Genomic DNA, 25,618 nt, shown 5'->3' with positions numbered 1-25,618 from the left:
AAACTTCTCCAGGAAGTTTTCTTTTTTTATTTTTGAAGTTAAATTAGCATATAGGATTTTATGAATCTTGTGGTGTTAAAATATCCTGAATGCCGCATAATTATCTCCTATCAATTCATTACATAAAAAACTCCATTCCTGCCGACGACTCCATATCGAACATCCTTAGCCGTTATTTTGCGATCTTTGCATTGTTTCATAACCCATTCTTTGTTGTAGACAGAGGTTAAATTTTTTGTAATAATTACACCATTAAATATGAGTTCAATGGGAATTTCGGAAGATAATAGATCTTTATCTTTCTTCAATAATGGTTGGTATTCTTCTTTTTGTTGAATCGAAAGTTTACCACTAACTTCGAGTATTGCTGTTTCAATTTGATCTATCTTAAATACCCCTTGTTCCCTGATTTGCTGTTTTAAATCATCGATAGAATATTTAGCTTTTCTCATGTTGAACTCATTGATTTCCCCTTTTTCAATAATAATAATAGGCTGTCCTGATAAGTATTTTCGAAAACCTCTTTGTTTGAAAGAAAAAATAGAAGATAGAAAAAAGATAAAAATCAGTGTTAGAAAAGAAGCGAGTGTTGGAAAAAATTTAAGGTTTGTATCAAATCCCATATTTGCAATATAGGAGCCAACTGTTACGGATAAAGCAAAACTATAATAATTTAGTTGGGAATTCATGCGTTTACCAAACAAGTATGTAAAAACAAGTAAGACTATATAGGAAATACCTGTACGAATAATTGGTTGCATTAAGTCTTCCATGAAAAGCTCCTTTTAGTATGTTTCAAATTTCATTGAGATTTCTTATTCCAATAAATACAACAGATCTAAATTAAACCCGTATACTTTTCGTGGTTTTCTCCTTCCATATATAAAAAAATCCCCTAACTTTATTTGCTCTATAAACCATCATAATTATTATGTCCATTTTTTTCAAAGCCTTATGATTGATAATAGCTGCATTTGTCATAGACAGCTTAATTCCTTAGTTTGAGTTGTTCTACTAATGCTATTTCTATTTACCCTTGCCGCTACTAAGTTCAGACAGAGTAATACCGTTACAATTATTAAGTAACTTTCCTAACTTAGGCCTTTTCTATTCTTTCCTACCCATAACTTTAAATCAGATCTCTTAGCTATTTTTCGTTCCCTATTATTGACTGATCTTTACGTCTTTATTCACCATCTATTATTTGGTTTTCGCAAAAATATTGTGAAATATGAAGAAGCATTTTCCATTGGCAATTACCCCATCCTTATTAAGCGTTATTCTCTTGAATCTTGCAGTTATGATTAATCCAGTCTTTATCGGAATCGCTGCAGGTCTTCTCCTAATTGCGCTAATTGGGGTACAGTTCTGAAAATGCGGTTTTACAACATTAAGTATATCTTTCTAACGATTCCCCACCTATACAAAGAAAAAAAATGTATCATTGATGAACAGGTTCAAAAGTAGTCATTGGGCAACCTTTTCTGAAATCCCTTTATAGTAAAATTAACATTTCGAAAGGATGGTTAACTTGATGCTAACTAAAGAGAAAAAACTGTACTCACCCACTTATCTAACATCTATTATCGTTCTTAATGTCTTTTTGATGGGTATTTATTTATTAGGGTTTTTGGTTTTTTTCCATCTACTTGGATGGATGCATTGCTTTTTAATCCACGTATCTCTTATTGCATAATAGTAATTATCCTTATACACTTTTGCAATGTAAAAAAACTTGTACAGTTTATTCATGTACAAGTTTTTCACACATCTTATTCATGGCCAAGAGATTTAATCAGATTTAATCTTGACGCCTTTTTCGACGATAAAATATCAAATACAATTCCTATTGCAGAGAAAAAGAAGCTCCAAGAATATTCTGCCACAAAATAAGAAATGGCTGTACTATATATATACGTATTCATAGCGAATAAAGCTTGAAGCTCACTTCTGAATTTGCTATTTTTTTCAACAGTCATTAATACTTCAAGAGTAATAAAAACCGATATAATTGGGGACAAAATCCCTGTAATAATCAAAGTAATATTTCGGTTTGTTTTTTTGTAGGTACGGAAAGATTTTAAGTTTCATAATAAACTAATGTTTCCCAATTAATTTTCATAAATATTAAAATATTAATCTATAATACAAAGAAAAAGACGATAGGAAGCGTAATCAAACTTAAGGATGTACTAATGAACGTGGCACTTGATACAAATTCAGGCTCCGTATTAAATTGGAGCGCGTACATCGTGGTGTTAGCTGCCGTCGGCATAGCAGCTACGATAATCATAATATGCCTGACCATATCATCTACCGGCAAAGCAAGTGATAATAGGAAAGCAATGGCTGGAGATATAGCAAGCTTTACCAGCAACGAGATAGAGAGCTTTTGTAGCGCGATTTTTTTTAGTGAGATGTTGGCAAGCTGCATTCCAAGTGTAATCATAATTGTCGGAATTGCCGCATTTGCAACAAGGTTGACGGCTTCCATAACCGAATTGCTTAAAGGAATGTTCACAAACTTAAAAACTACACCTGCAATTGCTCCGTACACAATCGGCATCCTACACACAGCTTTAAGTGCAGAATGTACTCCGTTACCTTCCGGACTTCCCTTTGCAGCAAAATATATACCTATTGTACACATGACTAACTGCTGGCCTACCATTAGAATGATGGCATAATCAAGTCCTGCTGCTCCAAATAGAAGGAAAATGACTGGTGTTCCGTAATTTCCATTATTCATGAATGCGGACGCTAAGATCATCCCACTCGTTTCCGTTACTGTATAATTACGAAAAAACGAAATGATATAGACAACTAAAATAAGAGAAAGACAGAGTACAATCGTGAATAAAAACAGATAAAAATAATTAACATTAAATTCAGCTGTATAAAACGTACGGAACACAAGAAAAGGTGACATTAAATATAATGCTGCCGTCGAAATGGATTTTGTATCAAGTTGAAACTTTTTTTGACCGACGAACCCTAAAACAAAAATACCGAATATCGGTAAAAGAACTCCCAAAAACCCCATACATTTCACCTTCATAATCTTAATGATTTTCTTCTAACAATATCAGTTTTAAAATAATTTGTAAAAATACTTCTCAATAATTTTAATATTATCGACGTTATATTTACTAACACAAAAGTATTTTTCATTATTTTCTGAAAATATTATTCAACTTTTATCCATATATGGTATATTATTTATTGTATTTACGTCATGAAATATCACACAAACTCTTTACTGTTTATCAAAAATATTTTAAGGGGTGTTTTAATTGGATGTAAAATTCATGGAGATGGCAGTTCAACTTGCATATGAAAATGTATTGGCAAAGAACGGAGGACCATTTGGGGCTATTATTGTAAAAGATGGCGTGATTGTTGGAAGAGGTTGTAATAATGTGACAACAGCCAATGATCCGACCGCTCATGCTGAAGTACAAGCGATTCGTGATGCTTGCAGAAATCTTAACAGTTACCAGCTTACTGATTGTGAAATATACACAAGCTGCGAACCGTGCCCAATGTGTATCGGTGCTCTTTATTGGGCCCGTCCAAAAGTGATTTATTACGCTTGTACAAAAGAGGATGCTGCCTGTATCGGCTTCGATGATCATTTTATATACCAAGAACTCGCCCTACCAATGGAGAACCGTTCTATTAAAATGCAGCAAATACCTTTCAATAACCATGATTTACCTTTCCGTACATGGGAGACATATTCGAAAAAAGTGAAATACTAATCGGAAAGTTTTTTTGAAAAGGAGGGTATGATAATGGAAAAAAGTTTGCTTCAAAGGAGAATCGACGTTGCGTCAGGAAGAAAGCCTGCTGATTGCATCATTAAAAATGGTCGGATTATTGATGTATTTAATGGTGATACCTATACTGGCGACATCGCAATCGTGGACGGTTTTTTTGCCGGTATTGGAAGTTACGAGGGCAAATCAGAAATTGAAGCCGCTGGTAAATATGTTTCACCCACCTTTATCGATGGTCATGTCCATATTGAATCCTCAATGGTTCGTCCTTCTGAACTAGCAAAAATACTGCTTTTACATGGAGTGACCTGTATTGTTGCAGATCCGCATGAAATTGCCAACGTTTCAGGAACAAAGGGCATTCAATACATGATCGAACAATCCAATGACCTTCCTTTTGACTTCTACTTTATGATGCCATCTTGTGTACCGGCGACAAAATTCGAACATTCAGGTGCTGTCTTAAATAACGAAGATCTAACTCCATTCTATCAAAATCCAAGGGTGCTTGGTTTAGCCGAAGTGATGAATTTTCCAGCCGTCTCCAATACAGAAGAGAATATGCTGCAAAAATTAAACGATGCAATAAAACATGGCAAAAACATTGATGGCCACGCCGCGGGCTTAACCGAACAACAGCTCAATGTTTATATGTCTGCAGGTATTAAAACCGATCATGAATGCACAACAGCAAAAGAGGCAAAAGAGAGACTTCGTAAAGGAATGTATCTTATGATCAGGGAGGGCACTGTTGCAAAAGACTTAATAAACCTGGTTCCAGCCATAAACGAGAGAAATTCCCGTCGTTGTTTATTTGTCACAGATGACCGACATCTGGATGATATTGTGTCAGAAGGAAGCATTGACCATAACGTTCGACTTTCCATAGAAAATGGCATTCCCCCTCTGACTGCAATTCAAATGGCGACCATTAACGCGGCCGAATGCTTTGGGTTAAAGGAACACGGGGCAATTGCACCTGGATATAGGGCAGACTTTCTTCTATTTGATGATCTTGTTTCTCTCCAAATTCACTCCGTATTTAAAGATGGAAATCTTATTGTACAAAATAATCAACTAATAAACTTTCCGGAAAGCAAGGAATGTATTATGGAAAATGATTTAAAACATTCTGTAAACCTTCATAATATAACAGAGAAAGATTTATCCATTCAGCTCAAAAATAAATTGGCTAATATTATTGAAATAACACCAAACAGCTTGATTACAAAGCACCTAATTGAACCGGTTTATCTAAATAATGGCCTATTCCAATTTTCTGAACGAAATGATCACATTAAGCTCGCAGTTATTGAACGGCATCATGTGACAAAACAAATAGGGCTCGGAATTGTCAAAGGACTTGGCTTGCAATCAGGTGCGATTGCCACGACAGTCGCCCATGATTCACATAATTTAATCATTGCGGGCACGAATGATCAGGATATGCTCATAGCAGCAACGGAAATTAAAAAGATGCAGGGTGGATTAGTCGTAATCCAAGATGGAAGAACACTTGCTTCCCTTCCTCTCCCTATTTCCGGATTAATGAGCACAGGTACTTATAATGAAGTTGTTGATTCCTTAAAAAGGATCGACGAGGCGTTATTAACACTCGGTGCTAATCGCCATTTCAATCCTTTCCTGACTCTCGCCTTTTTAGCACTTCCTGTTATCCCGGAAATTAAACTGACAGACCAAGGCTTATTTTCGGTCTCCTCTTTTATGCACATCTCTATCGATGCAGTTTTACCAGTCAATAGAATGGAAATTAATTAATTCCCTACAAGGGGGATTTTTATTCAAAACCTTTTACATAATAAAGATTCCAACCCCACTTAAACCGGGAAAAAGGTATATATGTGCTTTCTATGTTAAAATAAACTCAAATCTTTCTTGGAGGGGATAAATATGGTAAAACAGAATCAACAAACCATTATAGGATATATAGGAACATACACAAAAGGAAACAGTAAGGGCATTTATCGTTTTACTCTCGATACAGTTGAAGGAAAAATAAGTACACCTGTACTTGCAGCAGAATTAACCGATCCAACATATATCACAATTAGCGAAGACAATAAGCATCTATATGCCATATTAAAGGAAGCAGGAAGCGGCGGTGTTTCTGCCTACTCCATCAATGAAGATTCAAGCGATCTTACTTACCTAGGCAAACAACTTACACCTAATGGGTCTTCTTGCCATATCAGTATTGATAGCGAGAAACACATTTTAGTTACTTCCAATTACGGAGACGGCATTATTGAAGCTTATCAACTTCAGAAAGATGCGACCCCCCTACCTGTATCATCCACTATCCGCCATGAAGGAAAAGGACCGAATAAGGATCGTCAGGAAAAAGCACATTCACACTTTGCAGGATTCACACCGGATGAAAAGTTCATAGCGGTAGTCGATCTCGGAATTGATAAAGTCATCACCTATAAAATACATAATGGAGTCTTGGAAGAAGTAAATAGTCTATCAGTAGCTCCCGGCAGCGGCCCCCGGCATCTGACCTTCCACCCTAATGGAAAATTTGCATTTGTGATGGCAGAGCTAGTACCCGAAGTTATTGTGTTAAGCTACGACAGCTTAAACGGGCGCTTTTCTGAATTACAAACAGTACGGACTGTTCCAGAAGATTTTAGTGAAAATAATCAAGGCAGTGCCATTCATATTTCAGCGGATGGGCATTTCGTATATGCCGCAAACCGTGGACATGATAGTATTGCTGTTTTCCAAACTAATCATGCAACCGGTAATCTTACATTAGTTGAACTGGTATCAACCGAAGGCCACTGGCCACGGGACTTTGCAATAGATCCTAGCGGGAAATTCCTTGTTGCTTCTAATGAAGAATCAGGAAACTTGACACTATATTCTCGGAATGAAAGCACTGGAAAATTAACATTACTTCAAAAGGATGTTCAAGTTCCCTTCCCTGTATGTGTGAAATTTCTTCAAGGCTAATCTTATTGGTAATACCTAAAAAAAGGATTGGAGCTAAACTACAGCTTCAATCCTTTTCTTTTTCAATAAACAAATGCATTATTATCTAATATATCCATTTATAAAATTGATTTTTTTAATCTATTTTTACGACAGACTTTCAAATTTGATAATAATAAATGAATAAATTTATTTAACTACTTCCATACCTCCACCATTTCTGGGAAATCAATAAATGGATTTCGGTTACCCTGCACTTCAAATATAGCTTGGTTTCTATGCTTTTCATAAAGACTGACTGGGAAAAGCTGATGCCATTCTAACAATAGTTCCATGTTAACATTGGCGCTATCAATGATCCCCTCATATCGGAGTAAAAAATACAGAGTCGCCCTGGCCACAATACCTTTACCATATTCTGGCTCGAATTTTCCTTCCTCTGTCTTTCCGCAACCCTCTTTTATACCTCTAGATGATACCTCAGGCACATAATCCTTGAAGTCATGATATGGATAGTTCCCTCGGCTACTGTTACAAGTTGGTTCACAGGCAAATAAGTGATGCAAATCCCCCCTCATCGGTTCTTTTTTATTAAACCATGATTGAGGTACGACATGTTCGCAATTAACGATATTATTTTCAACATTTGATGTTTGAATGTCTTTTGTCAAGATTTCAAGGATACGAATATCTTCCTCAATGACCTGCACAGGGTCCATCCTTTTCCCGGAATACAAACTTTTCAGCTTGCCGTTTTCCTGTAAATCAACCCATGGATAAACATGACGATGTGGGGAGTAGTTCAGCTGGTTTTTGTGGGTGGTTACAAGCAGGTTGTTCAGTCTTTCTCTGTCCCAAGAGCCAGCCTGATAGTATTCTTCCTGAATTTTTCGATCTTTTTTTTCATCGTAGTATTCACGGTTTTCACTGAATTTCACAAGTTCAGCCAATGCCAATTCTCGTTCCCTTTCAAGTAATTCCAAACTATTCTTCATCCACTCATCCCCCCGCCTTTTATTAAACCTAACTTTTACCATATTTAAAGTTTAATAGATTTCTATTCAGAATAAAAGGTGCTTTAGAAGTGTCTAACGTAGAATTTCAATAAAATGGGTAAGAATTTTCGCCGTCATTCCCCAGATTACTCGGCCGTTATACAAGTAGAAATATTCTTCCATTTGTCTAGGCTGCCATTTATAATTTTCCCCGCCAACTACTAATTTGTGGGGGAAGTTTTCGGGTGGTTCGACTCTATAGTTCACATGATAGATCTCTGGCGGTTTTTCCATAAAAAAAGACAGGGGTACCGTAAAAATTGTTTCCACTTCAGAAGGGTTAGGTGTTATTTGATGATGGTTACGGACAAATCCTGCATAGGGATAAACAATCATCCCAAACGGAGAAACCAGATAATCAATCGGAAAGACATTATATATATCTTCCTTTTTCAAACCAAGTTCTTCATGTGTTTCCCTGAGAGCTGCTGCCTGCTCATTACTATCCTGTTTATCGATTCTTCCGCCTGGAAAACAAATATCCCCTGGCTGCCTTCTTAGTTTGTGTGATCTCTCTTCAAAAAGAACATGTATGCCATCTTCTTTTTCTAAGAGAGGTAAAAGCACTGCATACTTTGAGAAATTCCCACTCCCTAAAATTTCGGGGTTATGTAAAGTTAATTTTTTGGTTATGTCTTCATTTTTCATGTCCCACACCTCTTTTGACTGATAATAATAAAGATGAGATCTTTTGTTCTCCAATCATTTATTATAATTCTATTTTCAAACATCTTGTATAACTAAGCAAGGAAAACGATTCCATTGTATTATCTTTAATATGTACAATGTTTATCATTCATTTAAACAATAAGGTAGCTATTCTTTTTAGTTTTAGTTGTTTTTCAGCATCCTTATGCTAAACAATATTTTTGACTGCCTGTATTTACGACTCGACCAAACTAAGCTTCTAGTAAAAGCAACCTCCTCTTTATTTCAGCTTGTTATTGTTTCTGGTAGTGCGCTGATTAAATTGATAGCTGCTGAAATTGCCATATCCTTCAGATCCAAGACTTGAATTCATAATTGTGGAATCAATCAAATCATTTACATAAATATACGTTGATAATCCTTTAGATGAGAGAGCTATTGAATGTGGTCCTGATTTGATATGACCAATAGTCAAAATCCCTTTTTCATCTGTTTTCCCCTTAAATGCTTTCCCTTTATCAATCGTATACACCACTTCACTATTAGCGACAATCTCTCTGCCTTTTTTGATTGTAATAGCTGCAGTATAAGGATAGTACACATGAGAAGTAACTGCCCTTGACCTTCTTTTGCTTACCGGATAGTAAAAAACTCCATCCCCCGCTTTGGTCAACTTTGTAATGTACTCTTCAAATATTATATCCAATGAAGCACCTTCACCAATATTAGTTAGGCTTTTTAGCATTGTATAGCCATCTCCACCGGCTGTTTCAAAATTATTTGTAGCAAGTACGATTTTTGTCGTAGTGTCTGAACGATTTAATACTTCGCCATCTGACCCTTCTGCATCAAGTAAAATGATTTTAGTGACCCGTTCGCCTTTTGTAAACGGCTTTGTAGTGTCTTTCGTATTGGCAGCGGTTTTGGATGGATCAAATTCAAATCGCATTCCTGAAATTTGTGGATACCTTCCATCCACACCGGTAATAAACCCAGTTTTCGGATTAACGCTCTCTATTTTTGAAACACCATTTTCCAGTACATCATATAAAATAGCAGGACTAACTTCTTTGAGAAATAAAATATTACCAAAAGGGAGGATTGAAATGACTTGTCCTCGGTTAATAATACCCTCAGGTATCGAATCGCGTATGCCTCCCCCATTTATCAAGGAGACAATCGGCTGGTTTTCATAACTGGATTCTTTAACCTGTGACGCAGCAGACCAAACCATTGAATCCGCAATCAAATCTCCTAGGTTAGTTTCACTAATCCTGCCGATAGCAATCCCATTTACTGTCGCACCCCAAAGAGGGGTTTCAGTTCGGCCAACAACTTGATTAAAGCTCGTACCTTGTGATTCACTGATTTTTTTAGTGAAGTTAGCCACTTCGACTTCAGACTTGTAGGTCACAGATTCTGTTTTGGATATCAAGGTTTCTTTTGCTTCGACTATTTCATCATTTTTTAGAGTAATGTCCACTTTGCCTACATTTGCACTTGCACTGCCGGTTTGAGCAATCAACGTTCCATTCACATGCTCATTAATGAGAGTATGACTGTGACCATCTAATATAACATCAATTCCATCTACTTCAATTGCAATATCTTCACTTTTCAGTTTACTGGAAGTTTCATTGCCTAAATGAACAATACCGACAATAACATCTGCTCCTGCTTTTTCTAACTTGTCGACCTGATTTTGGGCAGTTTTTATAGGATTTTCAAATGTAACTCCCTTCACATTATTCGGGTTAGTTTTATACGCGGTTTCTTGAGTGGTAATTCCAAAGAACCCTACTTCTACACCATTAATTTCTTTAATGAAGAACTCCCCGTTATTTCCGTTTATACCTGCAAGAAGTGGTTTGCCCCTATATATCGTGTTGGCTGAGATAACAGGAAATTTAGCAAGTGCCACATTCTTTAACACTTGTTCCAAGCCAAAATCAAATTCATGATTCCCCAAAGTCATACCATCATAACCAGCTGCATTCATTAAGGTAATCACATCTTTACCTTTTCTTAAATTAGCAAAAGGAAGGCCTTGGGTTGCATCCCCAGCATCAATCAGCAGAGAATTCGACTCCATATTTTTCATACTTGTAATAATATCAATACCAATCTGATTCGAATTATTCAGCAAATGGCCATGCATGTCATTGGTGTGAAAAATCGTGATTTGCTTGTTTCCATTCTCTGCTGTTGCCACCAGCACATTATTTGGTAATAACGATAAAACGATTACCAATGAACTAAGCATAGATAAGGTGCACAAAATTGATAACTTCAACCCAGATCCTCCCCTTATTCACCATTACAGTTCATTAAAGAACAACCAACCATCTTAAATTAGGAATATTATTATTTATTGCCTTTAATTAAAAAAATAATAAGTTCTATAACAATAGGAAAATAATGTGAAACAGTGATGGTTTTCGTATTCTTGAAACATGCCTTGTTTGATTCCCTAAAGATAAGAGTTTCAAGGTCTAAGAACAATATCCGTCTAAAGATAGACAATAACAAAACCTGCAGTACATCAGAAATACTTTGGGATTTTTTCGTAATTTGCCAAGGTTTTAAGGAAAAAAAAGAATCTGTAAAATTAGAGCGCTGATTGCATCTGAATTTCCTATAAATTGGTGATATAAATCATATAACCCTACAATCTTTAGTGCATTCTAGTTTTTCAGCACTCCTCTAGTACTTTTCAAGGAACGGAGTTAACATACTTTTATATACAAAAAAGGAACAGAAGAAAAATAGATTCTGTTCCCACTGTTTATTAATATTTATTACAGTTCAGCTAATACTTGCTTTACCGTCATTACAATAAAAGAAAAATCCTCTTCAGTAATACTTAACGGAGGTGCGAGCGTCAGGACATTATTGAAACCAGCTACGGTATCACCATTCTTGCCGATGATGAGTCCTTTATTTTTGCACGATGCAATTACTTTATTGATTTTGGAAATATCAATCGGTTGTTTTGTTTGTTTATCTTCCACAAGTTCAATTCCAACCAACAAACCTTTGCCACGGACATCTCCAACATTTGGATGAGACTTAATTTCATCTAATTCTTGTAGAAAACGAAGACCTAAATCTTTGGACCGTTCAATTAGTTTCTCATTTTCATATATCTCCATATTTTTCAAAGCCAAGGCACAGGAAGCAGGATTGCCACCAAATGTATTTACGTGTCGGAAGCGGTCATATTCTTCGGAACCAGCGTACGCTTCATAAATTTCACGTTTTACAGCTGTAGCGGAAAGCGGCAGGTAAGCGCTAGTAATCCCTTTTGCCATTGTAATGATGTCTGGTTGAACATCATAATTCATAAATCCAAACTTCTTCCCAGTACGGCCAAAACCGCAAATAACCTCATCTGAAATAAGAAGAACTCCATTTTTCTCACAAATTTCTTTAACCCTTTTCATATATCCATCAGGAGGCATCAGAATCCCTCCGCCAGTAATAATCGGTTCCATAATAACTGCTGCTACCGTTTCACTTAATTCCCATGTTATGGCACGATCAATTTCCGCAGCACTTTTTTCACCGCTTTCGTCTTCTGGATTACGGTATAAATCAGGAGGTGAGACATGAAGAAACCCTGGCGCAAGCGGTTCGTATTTATACTTCCGTTGTGCCTGCCCAGTCGCTGCAAGCGCTCCCATTGAATTTCCATGATAAGCACGATAACGGGAAATGAATTTATAGCGTCCATGTTCACCCTTTTGCTGATGATACTGACGGGCAATTTTAAAAGCGGTTTCATTTGCTTCTGAACCACTGTTCGAGAAGAAAATCACATAATCTCCTCCCAGCCAATCATTTAACTTCTCTGCAAGCTTAATAGCGGGAATGTGACTGTTTGTTAAAGGAGAATAAGGAAGTTCCTTCAGCTGCTCATAAGCTGCTTCTGCTAGTTCTGTCCGTCCATAACCAACATTGACACACCATAACCCTGACATCCCGTCAAGATAACGATTTCCATCAACATCCGTGATCCATGCCCCTTCCCCTTTTTGAACGACCATTGTCCCAGGATTCGGTCCAGCTCCTTTCATATGATGCCAAACATATTTTTCATCTATTGTCTTAAGATCTTGACCTTGTTTTTCAACCTGCATAATCCCCACTCCTCTTATAATTTTATAAAGGAAGGCCGACCATAAATAGCGTCGACCTCCTTTCTATATCAGTATCTTGCTGTTAGCATTTTTTTCCTTGTGTAAAATTCTACGCCGTCTCTTCCATTTGCATGCAGGTCTCCATAAAATGAGCTTTTATAGCCGGAGAATGGAAAGAATGCCATCGGAGCAGGTACACCAAGATTCACCCCTAGCATTCCTGCATCAATTTCTTCACGGAATTCACGGACAGCTTTCGCGCTATCTGAATAGAGACAGGCACCATTAGCAAATTCGGATTGGTTAGTTAATTCAATTGCTTCCTCAAGTGTATTAACCCGCACTATTGATAAAACAGGAGCAAAAATTTCATCCTTCCAAATTTTCATATCTGTTTTAACATGATCAAATAATGTTGGTCCTACATAATAGCCGTTTTCCTGATCACCTTCATTTCGACCGTCACGAAGGAGAACAGCCCCTTCTTTTTCACCAATCTCAATATATTGTTCCGTCCTCTTTTTATGAGTATCACGAATGACTGGGCCAAGGAAAACTTCTTTATCCATTCCATTTCCAATCTTGATTTCATCAGCTGCTGCCTTTAATCTTTCTACAAGCTGATCTCCCACTTCTCCTACTGCAACAACTACTGAAGCGGCCATACAGCGCTCACCTGCAGATCCAAAAGCAGCGTTGGTAATGTTGGTTACTGCATTATCCAGATCTGCATCAGGCATTACAATTGAATGATTTTTTGCTCCTGATAAAGCCTGAACGCGTTTTTTATTAGCAGCTGCTGTTTTATATACATACTCTGCAACTGGCTGGGAGCCAACAAAAGATACTCCTTTAATGTCTTCATGCTCCAATATCCCATTCACCACATCGTGTGCCCCATGGACAATATTTACAACACCATCTGGAACACCTGCTTCTGTTAATAACTCAACAAGACGGTTGGCTAGAAGAGGCGTTCTTTCAGAAGGTTTTAGAATAAATGTGTTTCCACAGGCAATCGCAAGCGGGAACATCCAACATGGAACCATCATTGGGAAGTTAAATGGAGTAATGCCTGCTACTACTCCCATTGGATAACGGTACATGCCCGATTCAATACCCGGAGAAATATCCGGAAGCTGGCTGCCCATCATTAAGGTTGGCGCACCTGCAGCGAATTCCACACATTCTATGCCACGTTGAACTTCACCATATGCTTCTGTATAGCTTTTTCCATTTTCAATGGTGACGAGCTTCGCAAGCTCATCCCAGTGTTCAATCAACAATTGCTGGTAGCGGAATAAGAAGCGAGCTCTTTTAGGTACAGCTACCTTTTTCCATTCTTTATAAGCATTTTTTGCCACCCGAACTGCTTGATTGACATCTTCTTTTGTGGAAAGCGGTACAATCGCCAACACTTCTCCTGTTGCCGGATTAGGCACCTCTTCATGTTTTGACGTTGTGGATTCTACCCACTTGCCACCTATATAATTTTTCAACGTTTCTACATCATTAATAACTGCCATTAAGACACCCTCCATTTCAACCCGATTTCATAGTTTTATTATATTTTTTAAACGGACTTTTTACATTAGACGTTTTGTATAGTTTTTGAATGATTATTTGCACATTTTGTTTGTTTTAACTTTCAATCTTCATAGTGCCAGGGAATATTCCTCGTCAAAATTTGCGAGAGCTAAAAATGCAAATCGAAGGCTGTCAGTTTCCTTTCTATTATTCTTGATAAAATGGGAAATGAGTGTTTTCCAGAATTTTCACATAGACGGAAAAAGTGAGCTTAACTTAAGATTTGGTTTAACTTCTTCAACATTTATAAGTCCATCCCCTTAAAAGTACAGCAACCCTTATAGATTTTTCGTAATCCGTTCATTAATGTATGATCATTTGATAATTGAATATAATTTCAGGTCCTCATGCTTACCTTTAACAAACATACCTTTTCGCAAAATACCTTCAAAAGACATTCCAGACTTTTGCATGACCCGTTCTGAACCAAGATTATCCACAAAGCAGCGGGCCTGAATACGAACAAGATTCATATTTTCGAAACCAAACTCTATTACCTTTTTGGCAGCCTCCGTTATCATGCCATTTCCCCAATATTGTGGAGCAAGGACATACCCTATTTCAGCGATTTGATGATTCAAATGCCATGAAACAAAGTCGATAGTACCAATAAACTCACCATTGTCCTTGTATTCAATTCCCCATGGAGCAAGCTTATTATCTTCATAATTCTGTAACACGAATTGGATAAAATCTCTTGTATCAGATAGTGAACGATGCGGTTCCCACGTGACAAAACGAGATACTTCACTTTCGGAAGCATATGCATACATATCTTCAGCATCCTTCATAGTGATTTTCCTCATAATTAAACGTTCTGTTTCTAAAGTTGGTAGCTGCCCATATATATCCTTCACCTTCATGATTACACCCCATCCTTGTTAGATATTTGTATTATATCAAGATTGCTTAGTAATCACTGTTTCCAATTGAATTATTCTCAAAACTTACGTATAATTCAGAAAAATGATAGAGGATGATGATTATGCCAAATAAAAAACTCATTATTACCCAAAACCTGAATGAACATTTATTGCAGCAAGTTAAAGGAGTGATTCCCGATTGGACTGTGATTACTGGAAGAGCCCCTGCAATATGGCAGGATCATATAAACGATGCGGAAATAATCGTTGGCTGGAAATCAGAAATGTACGAATCTATTTTATATGAAGCAAGTGAATTGAAATGGATCCAGACATGGAGTGCTGGAGTGAATGCTTTGCCACTGGAAAAGTTAGAACAAAAGAATGTGCAGATTACGACTGCAAATGGTGTCCACGCATATCCCATTTCAGAGACCATTTTCGCCCTAATGCTCGCCTTTACAAGAAAAATAGATACCTATGTTAAGCAACAGCAGGAAAAGACTTGGCACCACGCTGATATGAAGCAGGAAATTCATGAAAAGACTATAGGCATCATTGGGGTTGGAAAAATCGGGAAGGAAACAGCTAAAATTGCCAAGGCTTTTGGAATGACCGTATTAGGGGTTCGTCATTCTGGTAAATCAGAAGAATATGTTGATAAGATGTTCACCCAGAAACAATTGAATGATCTTCTCCCTAAGTGTGATTATGTTGTCGTGACATTACCTTTGACTCCAGAAACACAGGATATGTTCGGCACAAACGAATTCAAGTTAATGAAGCCTTCCGCTTTTTTCATTAATATTGGAAGAGGATCTCTCGTTGTTCAAAATGAATTGATTCAAGCGCTTAAGGACCAGCAGATTGCAGGTGCAGGACTAGATGTGTTTGAAACTGAACCACTTCCGGAAAGTAGCCCTTTATGGGAAATGAACAATGTCATCATCACGCCACACACATCCGGAAACACTGAATATTACGACAAACGATTGATTGAAGATATTTTCATTCCCAATTTGAAGAACTATCTCAACGGTAAAAACCCTACAATAAATTTACTTAATTACAAGAAAGGATATTAACGAATCTTCATAGCAATTTCACAAAAAATAATCTTACTATGTTAGCTTGCAGATTCCGACATTATCTGTTATATTTAATAAGAATTATTTTTGTTCGGGAAGATTGATAAGTGAAACACTTTTCGTCTGAAGATTGAGCAAGGGTAGTAACACATTGTGTGGATTCACACTAGGAGGCAACAACAATGGAACAAGGTAAAGTGAAATGGTTTAACGCAGAAAAAGGATTTGGCTTCATCGAACGCGAAAACGGAGACGATGTATTCGTACATTTCTCAGCTATTCAAAGCGAAGGATTCAAATCATTAGACGAAGGTCAAGAAGTTACTTTTGAAGTTGAGCAAGGTCAACGTGGACCCCAAGCTACTAACGTTCAAAAAGCATAATTTTAAATACAATATATAACGGACTCTACTTGTAGAGTCTGTTTTTTTTGAATAAAAATATTCTTTATAGAATATCTTTTTTGAAAATAAAAAAACCCCTATTCACAAGGAATAGGGGAATATGAAACAAGTTTAGTAAATGGTAAACACAGTATAACACACTAAGAAAAGAAACCCTAATTTATCCGAAAAGTAAAAATTCTCACACAGTTCCTAAGAATGATTTCAATACAGAATTAATCATTTATTTTTTATCTGATTCGTATGTTCGATCCAGACCCCACGGGTAAAACGGCGGCATATCAGAGCTGCTCTTCATTGTAAATTCAGCTTTCCGTTTTTCTAAGAAAGCTTCGATTCCTTCTTGTGCATCAGCTTGCTTTCCGGTCCAATGAAGCATTTTCGATTCTATTTTATGTGATTCAACTGGATGATTTGCTCCAAGCATAGTCCACATTAGCTGCCGAGATAATGTCACAGATACGGAAGATGTATTTTCCGCTATTTCAGATGCGATTTCCATTGCAGTTGGCATCAATTCATCAGGCTCTACAATCTTGTTAACTAGTCTCCCCTCATAGGCCTCCTTAGCTGAAATCATTCTTCCAGTAAAAATCCATTCGGATGCCTTCCCCATTCCGACAAGTCTAGGCAGGAACCAACCACTGCAAGCCTCCATTGTAATTCCTCGCCTTGCAAAAACAAACCCCATTTTCGCATCAGTTGAAGCAATTCTAATATCCATAGGCAAAGTCATAGTTATACCAATACCAACCGCTGCTCCATTAATGGCTGCTATTATAGGTTTCTTCATCTCAAAAATCCTTAATGATAAAACACCACCTGCATCACGGTACTCAACTAAAGGAGTGTGATCCATAAAAGTTTCTGCACCTTTTTCCAAATCCATGCCAGCACAGAAAGCCTTCCCTGCCCCAGTTAAAATAATGGCTCGTACGTCATCATTTTCATCCGCTTCATCAAAAGCACGAATCATTTCCTCACACATTTTTTCATTAAAGGCATTCATTCTTTCAGGACGGTTAAGTGTAATAATCATGACATGATCGACAATTTCACTAGTTATTGTGGAATACAACATTATTCCTCCTTATCTCACAAAATGAAGCCATTTCTGGGTAATTTTAATTTTACATATAATTACATTTTATATGTTTTATTTTCAAATTCCTAGATTTAATTATTATAAATCTATAAAAAATATTTTCTAAAAACCTAGTGGCATCTTTCCTGAAAATAAAAAGTTTTTTTAATGTGTATTTTCAAAAAAAGACCAGCCGCAGATTTTGCAACTGGCCTCATTATTTTATTTACCAATATAAATGACAAGCAACGTAGTGCCCAGGTTTTTGTTCTTTCCATTCAGGCACAGCGCTAGAACATATCTCCATCGCTTTCGGACAACGAGTACGGAATACACAGCCGCTCGGCGGATTGATCGGACTTGGTACATCGCCTTTTAGTACGATCCTTTCCCGTTTAATAGTGGGGTCTGGTATCGGCACCGCAGAGAGCAAGGCTTGTGTGTATGGGTGAAGCGGATCCTTCGTTAAAGAATCACTATCTGAAAGTTCCATCATTCTCCCAAGATACATGACTAAAATACGATCTGAAATATACTTGACCATCGATAAATCATGGGCGATGAATAAATAAGTCAAGCCCATTTCTTTTTGTAACTCTTTTAATAAATTTACTACTTGAGCTTGGATTGAAACATCAAGTGCAGAAATTGGTTCATCACAAACAATGAATTTAGGATTCAAAGCCAGCGCCCTTGCAATTCCGATACGCTGACGTTGTCCGCCACTGAATTCATGCGGAAAACGAGTGATATGTTCCGGACTTAAACCAACCAGTTTTAACAGGTCTTCCACCCGTTTTCTTCTCTCTTTACCTTTTGAAATCCCATGAATGGCAAGTGGTTCACCAATTAATTCTTCTACCTTCATCCTTGGGTTTAAGGAAGCGTAAGGATCTTGGAAGATCATCTGGATTTCACGGCGAATTTGTGACATTTCACCAGGTTTGTAATCAAAAATATTTTTCCCTTGAAAAAGAACTTCTCCTTCTGTCGGTTCATAAAGGCGGGTTATCGTACGCCCAGCAGTAGATTTTCCACAACCGCTTTCCCCAACAAGTCCGACAGTTTCCCCTGCGTAGATTTTGAGATCCAAACCATCTACCGCTTTCAACGACTGTGAACCAACAGGGAAATATTTCTTAAGATTCTTTATTTCAACAAGAGGAGAATTTTCGTTGACTGTCTTTTCTTTTACTGACTTATTCTTTAGTGAAACCATTGGTTCTCCTCCTTTAAACATTAGTCGGTGCTTGAACGCGTGTTGCTTTTGCCATTGGATGGTGAAGCCAGCATGCAGCTGTCTGTCCCTCTTCTACTACCTCAAGTTCCGGGTCATGTTCTTTGCACACTTTCATTGCAGATTCACATCTTGGATAAAATGGGCATCCTTTAGGCGGATCTAACAAATCAGGTGGTGATCCGATAATGGGTACCAACGGAGCCGTTTTTTCCATATCCAGCCTTGGCACCGTTTTAAGCAATCCTCTTGTATATGGGTGTTGCGGGTTTGCAAATATTGCTTCAACTGTACCTGTTTCCACAACTTTACCTGCATACATGACTACTACCCTTTCGCAAGTTTCCGCAACCACACCTAGATCATGAGTGATTAAAATGATGGAAGTATCCATTCTACGTTGGATATCTTTCATCAGTTCTAAAATTTGCGCTTGTATCGTTACATCCAATGCCGTTGTAGGTTCATCCGCAATTAACAATTTCGGTTCACAGGCTAGAGCCATCGCTATCATCGCCCGCTGGCGCATGCCCCCTGAAAACTCATGTGGATATTGCTGCATCCTTTTTTCCGGCTGAGGAATACCTACCAGTTTAAGCGTTTCTAACGCTCGTTCATATGCATCTTTTCGAGAGATATTATTATTATGCTTTAAAATACCCTCCATAATTTGGCTGCCGATTTTAGTCGTTGGATTGAGCGAAGTCATTGGATCCTGGAAAATCATACTGATTTCATTTCCACGAATCTTCTGCATTTCCTTTTCACTCATTTTAATAAGGTCTTTACCACCAAATGATATTGACCCTGTTCCATACTCTGCTGGAGGTGTTTCCAATAATCGCATGATCGATTTTGCAGTAACGCTTTTTCCGCATCCGGACTCTCCTACGATGGCGACTGCTTCCCCTTTTTTCACTTCAAAGTTCACGCCGCGAACAGCTTGTACTTTTCCTGCATACGTATGGAAGGTGATGTGTAAATCGTTAACTTCTAATAGGTTCTCCATCATCGTCCCTCCTATTCTAGTATTATCAAAATCTTTATGTTATGACTCATTTATTTCCGTAGTTTTGGATCTAGGGCATCCTGTAGTCCATCACCAGCCACATTAAACGCGAACATGGTTAATGAGATCAATATCGCCGGGATTAAAAGTTGATAGAAATTCCCTACCAAAATGCTTCCCAGAGCATCACTGGTCAATGTTCCCCAACTTGCCTGAGGTGCTGGCACACCCAGTCCCAAAAAGCTTAGAGTAGCTTCGGCAAAAATCGCCGTAGGTACAGTCAACGTTAAATTGACAAGGATCGGCCCCATTGTATTTGGAATCATGTGTTTTCTTAAAGTCCAGCTCGTATTAGCACCAGAGATGGTTGCAGCATGAATATATTCATTCTCTTTTAATTGTAAAACCTGCCCTCTTACCAGTCGGGCCATAGGAATCCATCCTGTAATCGACATGGCTATGATTATCGGCAATATACCAGGTTTTAATACAACCATCATCAAGATAACCATCAATAGGTAAGGGATCGCATAGATCACTTCAGCAAACCTCATCATTATATTATCGGTGCGTCCGCCACGAATAGCTGAAATCCCGCCATATAGGACACCAATTAAAAAGTCTATTAGCGCCGCCATCAAGCCAATGAACAAGGATATCCTTGCACCATACCAAGCTCGCGTAAATAAATCCCTTCCTGATGAATCCGTCCCAAACCAATGCTCGGCATTGGGGCTAAGATTCTTTTTCTCGAAATCTTGACCATAATAAGTATATCCATTAATATACGGACCAAAAATAGCCAGCAAGACCAACAGGATAATTAGAACAAACCCCGTCATTGCTAGTTTATTTTCTTTAAAGCGACGCCAGACGTCAGACCAATATGAAACCGTTGGCCTAGCAATTTTTTCAGCTTCCTTAAAGTTTCCTTCAGCGGGTAGGAACATATCTTCGGTTAAATGCACTTTATCTGCCATTATTTTTTCTCCCCCGTCACTTTAATTCTAGGATCAATCAACGTATAGGCTATATCAACGATGAATATCAATAGGATAAGCACTGCACTATACACAATTGTGGAACCAAGAATGACCGGATAGTCTCGATTGGATATTCCCTTTACAAACATATCTCCCATGCCCGGAATACCAAAAATACGTTCAATAATGAAGCTTCCTGTCACGATATTAGCCGTTAGGATACCAAGAATCGTGATAATCGGCAATAACGCATTTCGGATCGCATGTTTGATTATGACACCGCTACGTTTTAGCCCTTTTGCCTTTGCGGTCAAAATGTAATCTTGTCCCATTACTTCAAGCATGCTTGTCCGCATCAATCTGGCAATGAAAGCAAGAGGCATCATCGACAGGGCAATGGATGGTAATATGGTATGCTGCCATGTCGCCCATGTAGCAACAGGGAAAATATGCCATTTTATTGCAAAATAATTGATTAAAATAGTCGCCAAAATAAAGTTCGGAACAGATATCCCGACGATAGCAATGACCATTGATAAATAGTCAGGCCATTTATTTCGTTTCAGTGATGCCACTACACCTAAAATGAGCCCAAAAAAGATGGCAATCACCAGTGCTTGCGCTCCTAAATGTAAGGACACTGGGAATCCCTTTAAAATGTAATCATTCACAGAAATGGATGAGGATTTCAAAGAGGGACCAAAATCAAATTGAACGACTTCCAACAAATAATTTCCATATTGGGTCAACAAAGGCTTGTCCAATCCATAGTGGACTTGAAGATTTTCATAAACAGCGGGAGGCATTGCTCCTTCTTTCGCAAATGGATTTCCCGGAATCGTATGCATTATGATGAACGTTAATGTAATAACCGCCCATAAAGTAATAATCGCCCATTTAAAACGATTTAATGTATATCTCAACATGGTAATCACCCCAATCATCGATTTTCTAAGGAGTTGAAAACGGAAATGAATTCATGAAATATTCAAATTCGCAATTGAAAAATGGGGTATGTCCATAATCGGACATACCTCCTATTTTCATCCTTCTTTTATTTTTTATCCGCGTAAATAAAGTTCGGATAAGCGTTTATTGGTGCATAAACCCCAGTAACATTCGATTTAACCATATATGGTTTTGTATAGAAGTAAACCGGGAGAATCGGCATTTCATCAATCAGAACTTCCTCTGCTTTATGCAAAGCAGCCATCCGTTCTTTTGGTTCCATTGTAGATTTCGCCTCTTTTAAATATTTATCATATTCTTTGTTGGACCAATCCGCATCATTATAGGCACCGTCTGTCTCCCAAAGCATGAATGTCATCGGATCTACATAGTCACCAACCCATCCTGCACGGGAAATCTCGAAGTCCCCAGCTTTTTCACGGTCAAGTTTAACTTGGAATTCAGCATTTTCAAGTGTAACTTCAACACCTAGGTTATCGCGCCACATTCCTTGAACGGCTTCAGCAATTTTTTTATGAGAATCTAATGTATTATATAAAATTGAAAAATCAGGAAGTTTTTTCATGCCTTCTTCAGCAAGCCCTTCTTTTAACAATTTCTTAGCTTCATCAACATTTTCCGCAAACAGATCTCCTGTATTTTCTTGGAAATCTCCAGTTGCATCAGGTATACCCGGCGGGATTACTCCAAATGCAGGCTTTTGACCACCTTGAGCAACATTATCCGTAATTTTTTTACGTTCGATAGCCATTGATAACGCTTTTCTTACTTTAGGATTATTGAAAGGTTTTACTTTAGTATTAAAGTTGTAATAGTAGACAGCAAGTTCTGCTCCATTTTTGAATTCTTTGTCGCCAGAATTAACCAATTGACCTTGTACATCTACTGGTAGTGGATAAGCGATGTCCAATTCGCCACTCTGATACATTTGCCATGCAGTATTTTCATCTTCAATTAGAGCAAAATTAACGGCATCCAATTTGATTTTGTCTTTATCATAGTAATTTTCATTCTTTTCGATTTTCAGACTTTCTTTATGTTTCCACTCCGTTAACTTGAATGGACCGTTTGATACATGTGTTTTGGCATCCAAAGCCCATTTCGGATTTTCTTCTTGTACCTTTTTATCGATCGGGTAGAAGGTATAGAAAGAAGTCAAATCAAGGAAATATGGTGTAGGCTGTTCCAATGTAACCTCTAACGTAAGGTCGTCTGTTGCTTTTACTCCTACATCCTCTTCCTTGCCTTTTTTACTGTTGTAAGCTTCCCCGCCTTTAAGATAATAAAGTTGGTAAGCATAATCAGCAGCTGTTTCTGGTTTCAGTGCGTATTTCCAAGCATATTCGAAATCATTCGCTGTAAGCGGATCTCCATTTGACCATTTTAATCCATCTTTCAATTTAAATGTCCATTTTAATCCATCTTCACTGATCTTCCATGATTCTGCAGCACCTGGTACGATTTTACCTTCTTCTGTTTTCTTGGTCAGTCCTTCAAACGTATGTTCAAGAATCCATGATTCATGAGTACCTTGCGCATTGGCAGGATGAAGCGAACCAGGTTCACTTGAGTTGTTTACGTTTAATACTTTTGATTTGGCTGAGTCACTCGAGCCACCTTCTTTTTCATTCGAAGTTTCCTTCGAACCGCTGTTACATGCTGCAAGCACAAGCATAATAGCCATTAGAAGCGCAAGCACTGAAAATTTAGACTTTTTCAAAAATATTCCCCCTCATCTTTAGTCTATCTTGGAGTATCCCTAGTTTAAGAGATTATCCTTCTGCCATCTATTAACTTCTGGTTTAGTACACTAAAATATTCTGCGAGGATAGTTAGAAGTATTCATAGCAGAAACTCACCAAAAATAACTAGCGAAGCGTTTGCATAAATTTACGTTTTTTCTCAAAAACCCAAAATCAGTAGTTTTATAGCTTAAAACCACCTTCCTTTCAACCTCGCAAAAGGGTACTATACTTTGAATTAAAGATGTTGAATATTAAGTATATTACGAATAAATTAAAAAATCAATAAACCAATGAGTACTTTTTCACAAGATAGGTATTAAACGCTAGTAATTTTGATTTATATAGTAGGTAAAAAGAATTGAAACATTAACTTATATCAATTTCAAACCCCTTCATTATGCGTTTCATTATAGACTCACAAGTACAAATCACTATATTTATATCAACTTGATTGGAAGCTATATTTGATCATCTTATTATACATATTTTTCTGATTATTCAGAAGAGGTTGAATTATTAAGTGACTCAACTTCCCAAGTTAACCACTTTTTATTAGATTCCATTTTTGAATAAGGGTCACAGAAGTGATCAAACTTTTTTCAAAACAAGCTCTTTCTATTTGTTATTTTTAAGGTCATTAGTATCATTTGAGCAAACTTTATTCTAAAACAACACCTGTGGTCTTTAGTACGTCTTAATGAACCAAGGTCGTTCACCCAAAAAAACACAATTCCTTGTAAAAGGATTGTGCCTGAATACTTAATTCACTTAATTCACTTAAAAAAGCCTCTATAAATGGTTAACTCAATAGCTGCTTTCACTTATGTTTTTTAAGCTTGTGTAGCAAGTATTCTTCCGATTTTCCTTTCTTGATAACTAAGGGGCTTCCCAATTCTCATCTTTTAATTGATTACCAATATAAAAAATTTGGCCTAATGTCTGTCTCTCTATTGCTCCAAGTACTGTATGACTTTCACCACGAATATAAATATTCTTTAATAAATCTAGTTCTCCTAAATTAGGGGGCGGACAATTTAGTTCACGGAATTATGTCCCACGCACCTGTACGTCGTCCTACCCTAGCTCCTGATATAATAGATTCTATTAAAAAAAGATCAACCAGTAAAAACCGGCTAATCATAAAATACGAACGCACCCGTTAGCTTAATAAACCAACTTGTACATAATAATGTCATCGACATATTCACTTTCATTACCCACTAGCTAATCAAATACAAAAATTGGATAATTAGAGAAATTATGATCGCACTGTTGATGTCAGTCACGCTGCCCCACAGGATCCATGTCCGAAGTTTAGTTGCTTTAATGACTAATCCGTGCTTCAAATGTCCAATATCCATTTTATGCCCTCATTAAAACATAATAATTCTAAGTATTTTATTTCTGTTCTACTTCACTTATGATTAAATAAATACAATGACACAAAGAGTAAACAAATACCTGCTATCTTTTTCGCATCCAATGGAATACGTACCCCACCCAATAAGCCAAAATGATCAATGACAGCTCCAATCAGTATTTGTCCTAAGATAACCCCAACTAAAGTAGGGGCCACTCCAATTTGAGGGACTACTAAGACGATGACTATGACATAAATAGCCCCTAAGAGACCACCTATCAGTTGCCATTTAGGTACAGAAGTGACAGCTGATATATTTCCATTTCCTGCAAACAAAACAATAAATAATAAAGCAAGTGTCCCGATTCCAAAAGAAATGAAAGAGGCTTCAATGACCCCTACTTTTTTTCCTAAACCGCCATTTATTTGTCCTTGAATTGCTATTGTAATGCCGCCTAGGACTGCAAGTAACGGAAATAAAATTTTCACAATAAATATGCTCCTTTTCATGTCCAATGGACGTGATGATGAATTCATTTAATTTTATCATGAAAAATATGTATAGATTCCCTTTTTTATCAAAACAAATAGTAATATGCAGATTCTTTCTTTATAAACAAAAAAAGGCCCAAATGGGCGACCCCGATATCCTTTTACATCTTTTTATTAAACTATTTATCAATGATTCTGCCTTATTTAATTGGGGAAACTGA

General features: G+C 37.3%; 21 protein-coding genes and 1 pseudogene. 5 read left to right on the top strand and 17 right to left on the bottom strand.

The features are described 5' to 3' along the window. Positions 1 to 110 precede the first annotated feature (110 nt). On the bottom strand, positions 111 to 773 hold the full coding sequence (locus JFU24_RS28230) for a DUF421 domain-containing protein (RefSeq protein ID WP_201250805.1): 663 nt from the start codon (positions 771 to 773) through the stop codon (positions 111 to 113). A gap of 1,367 nt (positions 774 to 2,140) precedes the next feature. Further along, positions 2,141 to 3,043, bottom strand: a complete 903-nt coding sequence (locus JFU24_RS28225) for an AEC family transporter (protein WP_056520588.1) — start codon at positions 3,041 to 3,043, stop codon at positions 2,141 to 2,143. Positions 3,044 to 3,308: 265 nt separating this feature from the next. Here JFU24_RS28225 and JFU24_RS28220 point away from each other — a divergent pair, with 265 nt between their 5' ends. The 3 genes from JFU24_RS28220 to JFU24_RS28210 all read left to right on the top strand — a co-directional run bounded on the left by JFU24_RS28220 (position 3,309) and on the right by JFU24_RS28210 (position 6,755). Continuing rightward, positions 3,309 to 3,761: a nucleoside deaminase gene (locus JFU24_RS28220; protein WP_397443434.1), complete on the top strand. Its 453-nt coding sequence runs from the start codon at positions 3,309 to 3,311 to the stop codon at positions 3,759 to 3,761. A gap of 27 nt (positions 3,762 to 3,788) precedes the next feature. Next, positions 3,789 to 5,558 (top strand): adenine deaminase, encoded by a 1,770-nt coding sequence (gene ade / locus JFU24_RS28215; protein ID WP_201250804.1) that lies wholly within the window; start codon positions 3,789 to 3,791, stop codon positions 5,556 to 5,558. A 132-nt stretch (positions 5,559 to 5,690) separates the two neighbouring features. Further along, complete coding sequence (locus JFU24_RS28210) at positions 5,691 to 6,755, top strand: lactonase family protein (RefSeq protein ID WP_201185187.1); 1,065 nt, start codon at positions 5,691 to 5,693, stop codon at positions 6,753 to 6,755. Positions 6,756 to 6,931: 176 nt separating this feature from the next. Here JFU24_RS28210 and JFU24_RS28205 read toward each other — a convergent pair whose 3' ends face one another. The 6 genes from JFU24_RS28205 to JFU24_RS28180 form a co-directional block, all read right to left on the bottom strand. Further along, positions 6,932 to 7,729 (bottom strand): endonuclease I family protein, encoded by a 798-nt coding sequence (locus JFU24_RS28205; protein WP_201224184.1) that lies wholly within the window; start codon positions 7,727 to 7,729, stop codon positions 6,932 to 6,934. A gap of 93 nt (positions 7,730 to 7,822) precedes the next feature. After that, positions 7,823 to 8,437 carry an NUDIX hydrolase gene (locus JFU24_RS28200; RefSeq protein ID WP_201185190.1) on the bottom strand — a complete coding sequence of 205 codons (615 nt, stop codon included), beginning with the start codon at positions 8,435 to 8,437 and terminating at the stop codon, positions 7,823 to 7,825. A gap of 280 nt (positions 8,438 to 8,717) precedes the next feature. Continuing rightward, a complete protein-coding gene (locus JFU24_RS28195; protein WP_201250803.1) occupies positions 8,718 to 10,730 on the bottom strand; it encodes a bifunctional metallophosphatase/5'-nucleotidase in 2,013 nt (670 codons plus the stop codon). 505 nt (positions 10,731 to 11,235) lie between these two features. Then, on the bottom strand, positions 11,236 to 12,576 hold the full coding sequence (locus JFU24_RS28190) for an aspartate aminotransferase family protein (protein ID WP_098176458.1): 1,341 nt from the start codon (positions 12,574 to 12,576) through the stop codon (positions 11,236 to 11,238). A gap of 68 nt (positions 12,577 to 12,644) precedes the next feature. Further along, entirely contained in the window at positions 12,645 to 14,102 is a 1,458-nt protein-coding gene (locus JFU24_RS28185) for a CoA-acylating methylmalonate-semialdehyde dehydrogenase (RefSeq protein ID WP_201250802.1), read from the bottom strand. A gap of 375 nt (positions 14,103 to 14,477) precedes the next feature. Beyond that, entirely contained in the window at positions 14,478 to 15,026 is a 549-nt protein-coding gene (locus JFU24_RS28180; protein WP_201185196.1) for a GNAT family N-acetyltransferase, read from the bottom strand. Positions 15,027 to 15,148: 122 nt separating this feature from the next. On the opposite strand from JFU24_RS28180, the gene JFU24_RS28175 reads away from it, so the two are divergent. Together JFU24_RS28175 and JFU24_RS28170 are read left to right on the top strand one after the other, a co-directional pair. Next, the gene (locus JFU24_RS28175) at positions 15,149 to 16,111 is read left to right on the top strand and encodes a D-2-hydroxyacid dehydrogenase (RefSeq protein WP_201250801.1); all 963 of its coding nucleotides are present in this window, start codon (positions 15,149 to 15,151) and stop codon (positions 16,109 to 16,111) included. A 185-nt stretch (positions 16,112 to 16,296) separates the two neighbouring features. Continuing rightward, the gene (locus JFU24_RS28170) at positions 16,297 to 16,497 is read left to right on the top strand and encodes a cold-shock protein (RefSeq protein ID WP_029714163.1); all 201 of its coding nucleotides are present in this window, start codon (positions 16,297 to 16,299) and stop codon (positions 16,495 to 16,497) included. 244 nt (positions 16,498 to 16,741) lie between these two features. Here JFU24_RS28170 and JFU24_RS28165 read toward each other — a convergent pair whose 3' ends face one another. The 9 genes and pseudogenes from JFU24_RS28165 to JFU24_RS28125 all read right to left on the bottom strand — a co-directional run bounded on the left by JFU24_RS28165 (position 16,742) and on the right by JFU24_RS28125 (position 25,394). Next, positions 16,742 to 17,596, bottom strand: a complete 855-nt coding sequence (locus JFU24_RS28165; protein WP_201224176.1) for a crotonase/enoyl-CoA hydratase family protein — start codon at positions 17,594 to 17,596, stop codon at positions 16,742 to 16,744. 232 nt (positions 17,597 to 17,828) lie between these two features. Further along, on the bottom strand, positions 17,829 to 18,821 hold the full coding sequence (locus tag JFU24_RS28160) for an ABC transporter ATP-binding protein (protein ID WP_201250800.1): 993 nt from the start codon (positions 18,819 to 18,821) through the stop codon (positions 17,829 to 17,831). A gap of 13 nt (positions 18,822 to 18,834) precedes the next feature. Further along, positions 18,835 to 19,848, bottom strand: coding sequence for an ABC transporter ATP-binding protein (locus tag JFU24_RS28155; RefSeq protein WP_053346401.1), 1,014 nt, complete (start codon positions 19,846 to 19,848; stop codon positions 18,835 to 18,837). Positions 19,849 to 19,898: 50 nt separating this feature from the next. Continuing rightward, complete coding sequence (locus JFU24_RS28150; RefSeq protein ID WP_053346402.1) at positions 19,899 to 20,828, bottom strand: ABC transporter permease; 930 nt, start codon at positions 20,826 to 20,828, stop codon at positions 19,899 to 19,901. After that, a complete protein-coding gene (locus tag JFU24_RS28145; protein ID WP_053346403.1) occupies positions 20,828 to 21,757 on the bottom strand; it encodes an ABC transporter permease in 930 nt (309 codons plus the stop codon). The genes JFU24_RS28150 and JFU24_RS28145 overlap by 1 nt, the downstream gene beginning before the upstream one ends. Positions 21,758 to 21,885: 128 nt before the next feature. Beyond that, on the bottom strand, positions 21,886 to 23,520 hold the full coding sequence (locus JFU24_RS28140; RefSeq protein WP_242485407.1) for a peptide ABC transporter substrate-binding protein: 1,635 nt from the start codon (positions 23,518 to 23,520) through the stop codon (positions 21,886 to 21,888). Positions 23,521 to 24,362: 842 nt separating this feature from the next. Next, positions 24,363 to 24,547 (bottom strand): annotated as a pseudogene (locus tag JFU24_RS28135) (DUF1572 family protein); the annotation flags it as partial. 218 nt (positions 24,548 to 24,765) lie between these two features. Further along, positions 24,766 to 24,906, bottom strand: coding sequence for a hypothetical protein (locus JFU24_RS28130; RefSeq protein ID WP_201185202.1), 141 nt, complete (start codon positions 24,904 to 24,906; stop codon positions 24,766 to 24,768). A gap of 53 nt (positions 24,907 to 24,959) precedes the next feature. Beyond that, positions 24,960 to 25,394 (bottom strand): DMT family transporter, encoded by a 435-nt coding sequence (locus JFU24_RS28125; RefSeq protein WP_053346404.1) that lies wholly within the window; start codon positions 25,392 to 25,394, stop codon positions 24,960 to 24,962. Positions 25,395 to 25,618 lie beyond the last annotated feature (224 nt).

It is taken from the genome of Peribacillus sp. TH27 (assembly GCF_016650915.1).
GTDB lineage: Bacteria > Bacillota > Bacilli > Bacillales > DSM-1321 > Peribacillus > Peribacillus butanolivorans.
This window is presented reverse-complemented; position numbering and strand designations above follow the sequence as displayed.

What these genes read in the sequence shown, in the direction of transcription:
- ade (WP_201250804.1), top strand. Translation starts at nt 3,789, where the DNA reads ATGATAATGGAAAAAAGTTTGCTTCAAAGGAGAATCGACGTTGCGTCA.
- JFU24_RS28175 (WP_201250801.1), top strand. Translation starts at nt 15,149, where the DNA reads ATGCCAAATAAAAAACTCATTATTACCCAAAACCTGAATGAACATTTA.
- JFU24_RS28155 (WP_053346401.1), bottom strand. Translation starts at nt 19,848, where the DNA reads ATGGAGAACCTATTAGAAGTTAACGATTTACACATCACCTTCCATACG.
- JFU24_RS28230 (WP_201250805.1), bottom strand. Translation starts at nt 773, where the DNA reads ATGGAAGACTTAATGCAACCAATTATTCGTACAGGTATTTCCTATATA.
- JFU24_RS28160 (WP_201250800.1), bottom strand. Translation starts at nt 18,821, where the DNA reads ATGGTTTCACTAAAGAATAAGTCAGTAAAAGAAAAGACAGTCAACGAA.
- JFU24_RS28205 (WP_201224184.1), bottom strand. Translation starts at nt 7,729, where the DNA reads ATGAAGAATAGTTTGGAATTACTTGAAAGGGAACGAGAATTGGCATTG.
- JFU24_RS28190 (WP_098176458.1), bottom strand. Translation starts at nt 12,576, where the DNA reads ATGCAGGTTGAAAAACAAGGTCAAGATCTTAAGACAATAGATGAAAAA.
- JFU24_RS28185 (WP_201250802.1), bottom strand. Translation starts at nt 14,102, where the DNA reads ATGGCAGTTATTAATGATGTAGAAACGTTGAAAAATTATATAGGTGGC.
- JFU24_RS28200 (WP_201185190.1), bottom strand. Translation starts at nt 8,437, where the DNA reads ATGAAAAATGAAGACATAACCAAAAAATTAACTTTACATAACCCCGAA.
- JFU24_RS28220 (WP_397443434.1), top strand. Translation starts at nt 3,309, where the DNA reads ATGGAGATGGCAGTTCAACTTGCATATGAAAATGTATTGGCAAAGAAC.
- JFU24_RS28180 (WP_201185196.1), bottom strand. Translation starts at nt 15,026, where the DNA reads ATGAAGGTGAAGGATATATATGGGCAGCTACCAACTTTAGAAACAGAA.
- JFU24_RS28225 (WP_056520588.1), bottom strand. Translation starts at nt 3,043, where the DNA reads ATGGGGTTTTTGGGAGTTCTTTTACCGATATTCGGTATTTTTGTTTTA.
- JFU24_RS28145 (WP_053346403.1), bottom strand. Translation starts at nt 21,757, where the DNA reads ATGTTGAGATATACATTAAATCGTTTTAAATGGGCGATTATTACTTTA.
- JFU24_RS28150 (WP_053346402.1), bottom strand. Translation starts at nt 20,828, where the DNA reads ATGGCAGATAAAGTGCATTTAACCGAAGATATGTTCCTACCCGCTGAA.
- JFU24_RS28210 (WP_201185187.1), top strand. Translation starts at nt 5,691, where the DNA reads ATGGTAAAACAGAATCAACAAACCATTATAGGATATATAGGAACATAC.
- JFU24_RS28170 (WP_029714163.1), top strand. Translation starts at nt 16,297, where the DNA reads ATGGAACAAGGTAAAGTGAAATGGTTTAACGCAGAAAAAGGATTTGGC.
- JFU24_RS28130 (WP_201185202.1), bottom strand. Translation starts at nt 24,906, where the DNA reads ATGGATATTGGACATTTGAAGCACGGATTAGTCATTAAAGCAACTAAA.